At 72.4% G+C, this 8556-nt stretch carries 7 protein-coding genes and 1 pseudogene; 7 read left to right on the forward strand and 1 reads right to left on the reverse strand.

Annotated features, from left to right (window positions below):
* Window positions 1-14 precede the first annotated feature (14 nt).
* From ACWCXH_RS36400 to ACWCXH_RS36430, 7 genes and pseudogenes are all read left to right on the forward strand, one after another.
* Window positions 15-740 (forward strand): annotated as a pseudogene (locus tag ACWCXH_RS36400) (SDR family NAD(P)-dependent oxidoreductase); the annotation flags it as partial.
* Window positions 741-768: 28 nt separating this feature from the next.
* Window positions 769-1518 carry an SDR family NAD(P)-dependent oxidoreductase gene (locus tag ACWCXH_RS36405; protein ID WP_449805793.1) on the forward strand — a complete coding sequence of 250 codons (750 nt, stop codon included), beginning with the start codon at window positions 769-771 and terminating at the stop codon, window positions 1516-1518.
* Entirely contained in the window at window positions 1518-1844 is a 327-nt protein-coding gene (locus ACWCXH_RS36410) for an antibiotic biosynthesis monooxygenase family protein (protein WP_449805794.1), read from the forward strand. Before ACWCXH_RS36405 ends, ACWCXH_RS36410 begins: the two co-directional genes overlap by 1 nt.
* Complete coding sequence (locus ACWCXH_RS36415) at window positions 1841-2188, forward strand: antibiotic biosynthesis monooxygenase family protein (RefSeq protein WP_449805795.1); 348 nt, start codon at window positions 1841-1843, stop codon at window positions 2186-2188. The genes ACWCXH_RS36410 and ACWCXH_RS36415 overlap by 4 nt, the downstream gene beginning before the upstream one ends.
* Window positions 2185-3438: a cytochrome P450 family protein gene (locus tag ACWCXH_RS36420; RefSeq protein ID WP_449805796.1), complete on the forward strand. Its 1254-nt coding sequence runs from the start codon at window positions 2185-2187 to the stop codon at window positions 3436-3438. Before ACWCXH_RS36415 ends, ACWCXH_RS36420 begins: the two co-directional genes overlap by 4 nt.
* Window positions 3439-3485: 47 nt before the next feature.
* Window positions 3486-4289 (forward strand): SAM-dependent methyltransferase, encoded by an 804-nt coding sequence (locus ACWCXH_RS36425; RefSeq protein WP_449805797.1) that lies wholly within the window; start codon window positions 3486-3488, stop codon window positions 4287-4289.
* Window positions 4286-5749 (forward strand): peptide MFS transporter, encoded by a 1464-nt coding sequence (locus tag ACWCXH_RS36430; protein WP_449805798.1) that lies wholly within the window; start codon window positions 4286-4288, stop codon window positions 5747-5749. Before ACWCXH_RS36425 ends, ACWCXH_RS36430 begins: the two co-directional genes overlap by 4 nt.
* Before the next feature lie 251 nt (window positions 5750-6000).
* Here the strand turns inward: ACWCXH_RS36430 and ACWCXH_RS36435 are convergent, their stop codons facing one another.
* On the reverse strand, window positions 6001-8415 hold the full coding sequence (locus ACWCXH_RS36435) for a ricin-type beta-trefoil lectin domain protein (protein ID WP_449805799.1): 2415 nt from the start codon (window positions 8413-8415) through the stop codon (window positions 6001-6003).
* Window positions 8416-8556: the final 141 nt, after the last annotated feature.

Below are 8556 nucleotides of genomic sequence, written 5' to 3' on the forward strand. Positions count from 1 at the left end.
AGCTGTCCGGCCGCCGGTTCCTGGTCACCGGCGGTACCCGGGGCATCGGCCGCGGCATCGTGCTGGCCGCCGCCCGGGCCGGCGCCGACGTCGTGACCTGCTACCGCAGCCCAGGGGCCGCCGTCGACTCGCTCGAACGGGAACTGGCCGAGACTCCCGGCAAGCACCGGGTGCTGCGCGCCGACGCTTCCGACGAGCGGGACGTCGAGCGCCTGGTGGACGAGTGCCGTGCCGCGTCCGGCCGGCTCGACGTGGTGGTCAACAACGCCGGGTCCTTCCGGCCGACGCCCTACCAGGAGCTCGACCCCACCGAGTGGGCGGCCACCGTGCAGGGCAACCTGACATCCACCCACCTCGTCATCCAGCGCGCCCTGCCGCTACTCGGGCCCGGCGGCTCGATCGTCAACCTCGGCTCCACCGTGGCCGGCATCGGGATGACCGGCGGCGCCCACTACACCGCGGTCAAGGCCGGGCTGGTCGGGCTGACCCGCTCGCTGGCCCGCGAGCTCGGGCCGCAGGGCATCCGGGTCAACACCGTCTCTCCCGGCCGGATCGCCACCGAGGCGCTGGACGAGATGCCGGCCGAGGTGGCCGAGCAGCAGCGCCGGCTGGTCTCCTCGTTCACCGCGCTCGGCCGGCTCGGCACCGTGGCGGAGATCGCCCAGCTGGTGCTCTTCCTCGGCAGCGAGCAGGCCGCCTACATCACCGGCCAGAACATCCACGCCGACGGCTGCGTCTGACCCCCAATTCCCTGAGGAGAAAAACCCGATGGAACTCGCATTGCACGGCAAGAGGATCCTGGTCACCGGCGGCACCCGGGGCATCGGCCGCGGCATCGTGCTCGCCGCCGCGCGGGCCGGCGCCGACGTGCTCACCTGCTACCGCCAGGAGGGCGAGGCGGTGGACAGCCTGGTCCGGGAGCTCAAGGAGACCCCGGGCGACCACCACGTGGTCCGCGCCGACGTGGCCCGGACCGACGAGGTGGACCGGCTGGCCGAGCTCACCAAGGAGCGGTACGGCCGCCTCGACGGGGTGGTCAACAACGCGGGCGTGATCAGCCACATACCGTTCGCCGAGCTGCCCGCCGACGAGTGGTCCCGGATCATCGACACCAACCTCACCGCCGCCTACCGGGTGATCCAGCAGACCCTGCCGCTGCTCGGGGCCGGCTCCTCGGTGGTCAACATCGGCTCCCGGGGCGCCGCCGCCGGCATCCCGCTGCGGGCCCACTACACCGCCGCCAAGTCCGCCATGATCGGACTGACCCGCTCGCTCGCCAAGGAGCTCGGCCCGCGCGGTATCCGGGTCAACGTGGTGGCGCCCGGGGTGATCGAGACCGAGGCGTTCGACACGATGCCCGCCGACCGCGCCGAGGCGCTGCGCGCCACCTACGCGCAGAAGACCTCGCTGGCCCGGCTCGGCACGGTGGCCGAACTGGCCGCCCCCGTGCTGTTCCTGCTCAGCGACCTGTCCGGGTACGTCACCGGCGAGACCATCAACGTGGACGGGGGCATCTGATGCGCGACCAGGTGTTCCGGGTGATGCTCAAGATGCAGATCAACCCCGGCATGGAGGCCGACTTCGAGCGGGTCTGGCGGGAGGTCGGCGACTCGGTCACCGACCACCCGGCCAACCTCGGCCAGTGGCTCTCCCGCAGCGCCGAGGAGAACGGCGTCTACTGGATCGTCAGCGACTGGACCGACGAGCCGAGGTTCCGCGAGTTCGAGACCAGCGACGGACACCTGATCCACCGCCAGAAGTTGCACCCGTACCGCAGCACCGGCTCGATGACCACCATGCACGTGGTCGCGGCACTGGCCGGCGCGGCCGGTCGCACGCCGTGACCGCCGGCGCCGTCGAGGTGGTGCTGTACCACCTGAGCGACGACCCGGAGGCGGTGCTCACCGCCTACCACGAGGCCAGCCGCCGGATGGCCGGCACCCCGGGCCTGCTCGGGAACGAGCTGCTCGGCGCGGTCGGCCGCCCGGACAGCTTCGTGGTGGTCAGCCGCTGGGCCGACTGGACGTCGTTCCAGCGTTGGGAGGTCGGGGCCGCCCACCGCGACCAGACCGCACCGCTGCGCCGCTTCCGCGACACCGAGCGGGAGCGGCCGTTCGAGATCTACCGAGAGCTCGCGAGCTACGGCGCGACCCGCTGCGAGCCGGACCCGGAAGGAGCCAGCGCATGACCCACCCGGCCACCCCGGCGGCGCCGCTCGACCTGTTCACCCCCGCCTTCCACCAGGACCCGCACGCCGTCCTCGCCGAGCTGCGCGAGGCAGCGGCGGCCGTCCCGGTGCTCACCCCGAACGGGCTGCGCACCTGGCTGGTGACCAGGTACGAGGACGCCCGCGCGCTGCTCGCCGACCCCCGGCTGAGCAAGGACATGCGGGTCGGCTCCGGGCTGATCCCGAAGAACTTCGCGGACCCGGCGAAGCGGGCCGCGTTCCTCGCGGAGGCGGGTGAACGCAGCCAGTTCCCGCATGAGTTGAGCGCCCACATGCTCGACAGCGACCCGCCGGACCACACCCGGCTGCGCCGCCTGGTCGGCCGGGCCTTCACCGCCCGCCGGGTCGAGTCGCTCCGGCCCCGGATCTCCGAACTCGTGGACGAACTGCTGGACGGCTTCGCCGGGCAGGACCGGGTCGAGCTGATGGAGGCCCTGGCCTTCCCGGTGCCGTTCACGGTGATCTGCTGGCTGCTCGGGGTCCCGCCGGACGACCGGGCCGAGTTCCGCCGCTGGTCCAACCTGCTGGTCTCCGGCGCGGGTACGGACGAGGTCCGGGACGCCAGCGCGGCCATGATCGGCTACCTTCGGGCGCTGATCGCGGCGAAGCGCGCGGAGCCCGCCAACGACTTGCTCAGCGATCTGGTGCACGCCGGGGACGAGGGCGACCAACTGGCGGCGGACGAGCTGATCCCGATGGCCTTCCTGCTCCTGGTCGCCGGGCACGAGACCACCGTCAACCTGATCGGCAACGGCACCCTGGCCCTGCTCACCCATCCCCGGGCGCGCGCCCAGCTGGCCGCCGACGAGTCGCTCTGGCCGGCCGCGATCGAGGAGTTCCTGCGCTACGACGGGCCGGTCACCAACGCCACCTGGCGGTTCACCACCGAGCCGGTGAAGGTCGGCGACGTGCTCATCCCGGAAGGCGAGTTCGTCACCATCTCGCTGGCCGCGGCCGGCCGCGACCCGGCCCGCCACCAGGACCCGGACCGGCTGGACCTGAACCGGGCCAACACCGCCGGCCTGGCCTTCGGCCACGGCATCCACCACTGTCTGGGCGCCCCGCTGGCCCGGCTGGAGGGGCAGATCGTGATCGGCCGCCTCTTCGAGCGCTTCCCCGACCTGCGGCTGGCCGGGAAGCCCGGCGAGCTCCGCTGGCGGGAGAGCCTGATGCTTCGCGGCCTGGAGGAACTTCCCGTCCACCCGGCCTGACCACACCTCAACCCTTTGGCAATCACCTACCGCCAGGAGATACTCCCGTGACACGTCCCAGCTGGGCACCCGCCGAGGTGGACATCGAGACCCCGAGCATCGCCCGCGTCTACGACTACTGGATCGGCGGCACCCACAACTTCCCGGTCGACCGCGAGCTCGCCGAGAAGGTCTCGGCGGGCAACCCCGACATGGTCCGCACCCTGCGCGCCAACCGAGCCTTCCTGCGCCGCTCGGTCCGCGAGCTGTCCGCGCTCGGCGTCCGGCAGTTCCTGGACATCGGCTCCGGCATCCCGGCCGAGGGCAACGTCCACGACGTCGCGCTGACCGCTCACCCCGACAGCACCGTGGTGTACGTGGACATCGACCCGGTCGCGGTCGCACACGGCCGGGCCATCCTGGCCGACGAGCCCCGGGCCGCCATCTTCCAGGGCGACCTGTACCAGCCCGAGCAGATCCTGACGGCGCCGAAGACCCGGGAACTGATCGACTTCGACCGGCCGGTCGCGCTGCTGCTCGCCGCCGTCCTGCACTTCGTCCCCGACGGCGACGACCCCCTGAACCTGATCCGGCAGTACACCGACCGGCTGGTGCCCGGCAGTTACCTGCTGCTCTCGCACGCCGGCGCGGACCAGGTGCCCCAGGCCGCGCCGCAGGCCGCCGAGAACTACCGCAGCGCCGTCAGCCAGGTGATCTGGCGCAGCACCGAGGAGCTGGCCGCACTGTTCGCCGGACACGAGCTGCTGGAGCCCGGCGTCGTCCGGGCCCCGCTCTGGCGGCCCGAGCCCGGAGAGCAGCCGGACGCGGCCCTCCCCATGCTGGCGGGGGTGGCGGTCAAGGCCGCCGGGTGACCGGGGTGGACATCTCGCACACCTCGGTGGTCGGGCCCGCACCGCCGGCCGCCGAGGCCACCTCCCCGGCCGGCCGGCCACCCGGGCTCGGCACCCTGCTCGCCGTCGACCTCTGGGAGCGGTTCAGCTTCTACGGCATGGCCGCGATCCTGACGCTCTACCTGACGGCCGGTCGGGACAACGGCGGGGTCGGCATGGCCGCGCAGAACGCCACCGCCGTGTTCGCGCTGTACATGGCGCTCAGCTTCCTGGCCGGTCTGCCGGGAGGCTGGCTGACCGACCGGGTACTCGGCGCCCGCCGGGCGGTACTGCTCGGCGGCGCGCTGATCGCCGCCGGGCACGCCGTGCTCGCCACCCCCTGGTCCGCCTCACTGTACGGCGGGCTGCTGCTGGTGGTGGCGGGCACCGGCCTGGTCAAACCGGCCATGGCCGCACTGGTCGCGGCGGTCAGCGGCCCAGACCCGGGCCGCCGGGAAGCCGCCTTCGCGCAGTTCTACCTGTGCATCCAGGTCAGCGCGCTGATCGCACCGGTGGTCACCGGCCTGCTCGCGGAGAAGGTCGCCTGGCACCTGGGCTTCGCCGCGGCCGCCGTCGGCATGCTCGGGGGGCTCGTCCAGTTCGCGCGCGGGCTGCGGAGGTTCGGCGAGATCGGCCTGCGCCCGGCGCGACCGCTGCGCCGCCCTGAGGCGCTCCGGGTCCTCCGCCGTACGGTGCCGGTCGTCTGTCTCGTCGGCGGTCTCGCGACGGCCGCCGCCGTGGCCGGGGCGGTGCCCGGCGCACTCGCCGTGCTCGGACTCACCACCGTGCTGCTGCCGTTCTGGTACCTGCGCACGCTGCGCCGCGACTCGGCCGTCCGGCTCGGCGGGTTCACCGCGCTGATGGCCGCGTCCTCCGCGTTCTGGATGCTCTTCGCCCAGAGCGGCTCGGTGCTCAGCCTGTTCGCCGAGCAGCACACCGACCGTCGGGTGCTCGGCTTCGAGGTCCCGGCCAGTTGGTTCCAGTCGGTGCACCCGCTCTTCGTCCTGCTGGCCGCCCCGCTGCTGGCCCGCGGCTGGCGCCGGGCCGGGCCCCGGGCCGACGCCCCGGTGAAGTTCGCCGCTGCCCTGCTGGCGGCCGGCGCCGGCTTCGTCCTGATGGCCGCCGCCGCCCTGCTGGCCCAGCACGGGCCGGTCGGGCCGTACTGGCTGCTGCTGGTCTACCTGCTCTACTCGCTCGGCGAACTCTCCCTCGCCCCGGCCGGGCTGGCCCTCGCCGCCGCCGTCGCCCCACCCGGGAGCACCAGCCGCTTCCTCGCCCTCAACGGCCTGTTCGGCGCCATCGGCGTGGTCGTCGGCGGCCAGCTGTTCCGCCTCACCACTGTGCTGCCGCTGCCGCTCTACTTCCTGCTGCTCGGCATCGCCGTACTCGGCGTCGGCGCCACGGTCGCGCTCACCGCCGACCGGCTGCGCGGCACCTCCTGACCGGTCCGTGCGCGTGGCACTGATCCCCGCGTGCCGGCCGCGCCGCTGCCTGTGGAAAGCCGCTCGGCCGGCACGCAGGTGTCCGGCGCACTGTCCCCGTTGCCGTCGGCCGGCGGACCCGTCGGCCCGGCTCCCGCAGGTCTTCTCGGCCGGGAACTCGGACGCAAGTCCCCACTCGTCGGCACGCGGTCGTCCTCAACCTCCGTCGTCCACCCGAAAACCGTGCGGCTGCGGGGGCGACGGGCCTGTTGTTACGGCACGGTCCAGCGCTGGTTGGTGCCGCCGTTGCAGTCCCAGATCTCCAGCCGGGTGCCGTTGGCGGTGGCGAAGGCCGGGTCGTCGAGGCAGCGGCCGGACTGGGTGCTCCTCAGGGTGCCGTCCGCCTGCGGCGTCCACTGCTGGTTGGCGCCGGCGTTGCAGTCCCACAGTTCGACCGGGGTGCCGTTGACGGTGGCACCGCCGGTCACGTCGAGGCACTTGCCGTTGTGGGTGAGGGTGCCGTTGGACCGGGTCCACGCCTGGGCGCCGCCGCCGTTGCAGTCCCAGAGCTGGACGGCGGTGCCGTTGGCGCTGGAGTCGGCATTGTCGTCGACGCACTTGCCGGGCAGGGCGGAGGCGATCGGGCCGGTGTGGGTGGTCGGTGTGCCGGGGGTGAGGCTGAAGTCGTCGAACTGGTCGGTCTGGTAGCCGGTCACACCGAGGCCGGCCTGGCCGTTGGTGAAGCTGCCGTCGGTGGCACTGCCGACCGCGACGCCGTCGATGCTGGCGGTGAGGGTGGTGTTCTGCATCGACAGCGCGACGGTGTGCCAACTGCCGGTGCCCGGCGCGGTGGTGGTGCCACTGGCGAGGGTGGTGAAGTTCCAGCTGGTGTCGCTCTTGTCGATGGACCAGGCGCCGGAGTCGCTGACGCGCAGGTGGTAGGCGTTCAGGCCGTTGTTGTTGCGGCCCTGCTGGTTGATCCGGCCGAGGATCTCGACCGTGCCCGACTGCTCGAAGAGGGTGTCGGCGGTGACGGTGTAGTTGGACCAGCTGCCGTCGCCCATCATCGTGTACGGGGCGTTGTACCGCTCGTCGGTCCAGCGGATCGGCGAGGCCGGGGCCATCTGGCGCAGGCAGGTGCCGGTGCGGCCACCGCCGCACGGGACGGTCTGGAAGGCGCCGTTCATGTCGGTGAAGTACTTCGGCGAGGTGGTGGTCGCGGACGTCTCGAAGTGGTCCGCGTACGGCAGTTGGAGTGCGGCGGCGGCCGGCGGCGTGGCGGTGCCCTTGCCCTGGCCGGTGCTGGTGGTCACGGTGTAGACGTGGCCGGGCTGGAGGGTGAGGGCGTACGAGCCGCGCTGCGGGGTGACGTCCTGGGTGTGGACGAACCAGTCCGCGGGGTCGGTCGAGTCGAGGTCGGTGGACCAGACGTGGACGGCGCCGGTGGACAGGCCGCCGGTGACGGTGAAGCTCGCGGTCTGGGCGGCGGTGGCGTCCATGGTCTCGATGACGGTGCTGTAGTCCTGACCGGACGTGAGCGTGACGTAGCTGCCGTTGGTGCGCGCGCCGCCGAGGTATCCGCTCGCGGAGTCGATGTAGTGCCAGCCGGGCTGGGCGAACTGGGTGGTGTGCGCGGTGACCCAGGTGGTCTTGCCTATCGTGTAGTTGCCGGACCACGGCTGGTTGGCGATCGACATGCCGTCGGTGGAGAAGAACAGGTTGGGGTAGAGCGCGGCGATGACCGGCCAGTTGATGAACGAGGTCATCCTGCCGTCGAGGTAGTCGCGGTTGATCCCGCGCGCGACCGCGGCGGCGCCGTCGTTGGCGTCCTCGGATCCGTTCTCGCTCGCCCACAGCGGCTTGCCGAGGGCCTGGGCGCTGGGAGTGCTGGGGCAGCTGCCGAAGGAGCTCATGTAGCCGCAGGGGTAGTGCACGCCGACGACGTCGACGGCGTTCTTGAACGCCGGGTCGGTGGCCATGGCGTCGGCCACCGACCAGGTGTCGTCGGCGGCGACGACCTTGGTGGCGCCGTAACCGTGGGCGCCGAGCGCGCTCTTGAGGTTCTCGTACCAGGCGGCGTTGAAGCCGCGCTCGTTCCACCCGCCGAGGTAGGAGACGTTCAGGTGGTGCTGGGCGGCGCAGCCCATCCAGGACATCAGGTAGTCGATGGTGTCCTGGGACCAGAAGTTGCCGCCGCTGCCGGTGTTGCCGATCCAGCCGGGGGCGCCCCAGGTCAGGCCGTAGAACGTGATGTTCGGGTTGCGTGCCATGGCCTGCTCGGCCAGCCACCACTCGTAGCCCTGGTTGCAGTCGACGGTGCCCCTGGTGTGCTCGATGCTGGGCTCGGCGCCGTCGGTGGAGTTGGTGTCGCCGCCGATCTCCAGCTTCAGCACCTGCAGTGAGGCGCCGTAGCCGGGCTTGAACAGGTAGTCCAGCAGCTGGCCGCGCTGCGGCTCCGGATAGTCGACCAGCAGCCTGGAGTTGCCGCCGCCGCCGGAGATCGCGCCGACGCCGTCGAAGGTGAGGCCCGGCCGGCTGCCGTCGATGGTGACGGCGGTTTGAACGCTCGTTGCGGTCTGGGCGGCCTGGGCGGTCGGCGGCGTGACCAGGCCGCCCAGCGCGCCCAGCAGCAGGGCTGCGGCGCCGAGGGCGGTGCGGAGTTTCGAGGGCAGGTGTCTGCGGTCCAAGGTCGTCTCCGGGGGTGGAGGGTGGGGGACGGTGTCCGGTCGCGCCGACCGCCCGGGTGTCCTGGTCTACTCGACCACCACCGTGCCGTACTGCGCCTGGCTGCTGAAGGGCTACTTCGACACCATCCCGGTGGAGATCGA

The sequence above is a fragment of the Kitasatospora sp. NPDC001660 genome (assembly GCF_053596725.1).

What these genes read in the sequence shown, in the direction of transcription:
- ACWCXH_RS36405 (WP_449805793.1), top strand. Translation starts at nt 769, where the DNA reads ATGGAACTCGCATTGCACGGCAAGAGGATCCTGGTCACCGGCGGCACC.
- ACWCXH_RS36410 (WP_449805794.1), top strand. Translation starts at nt 1,518, where the DNA reads ATGCGCGACCAGGTGTTCCGGGTGATGCTCAAGATGCAGATCAACCCC.
- ACWCXH_RS36420 (WP_449805796.1), top strand. Translation starts at nt 2,185, where the DNA reads ATGACCCACCCGGCCACCCCGGCGGCGCCGCTCGACCTGTTCACCCCC.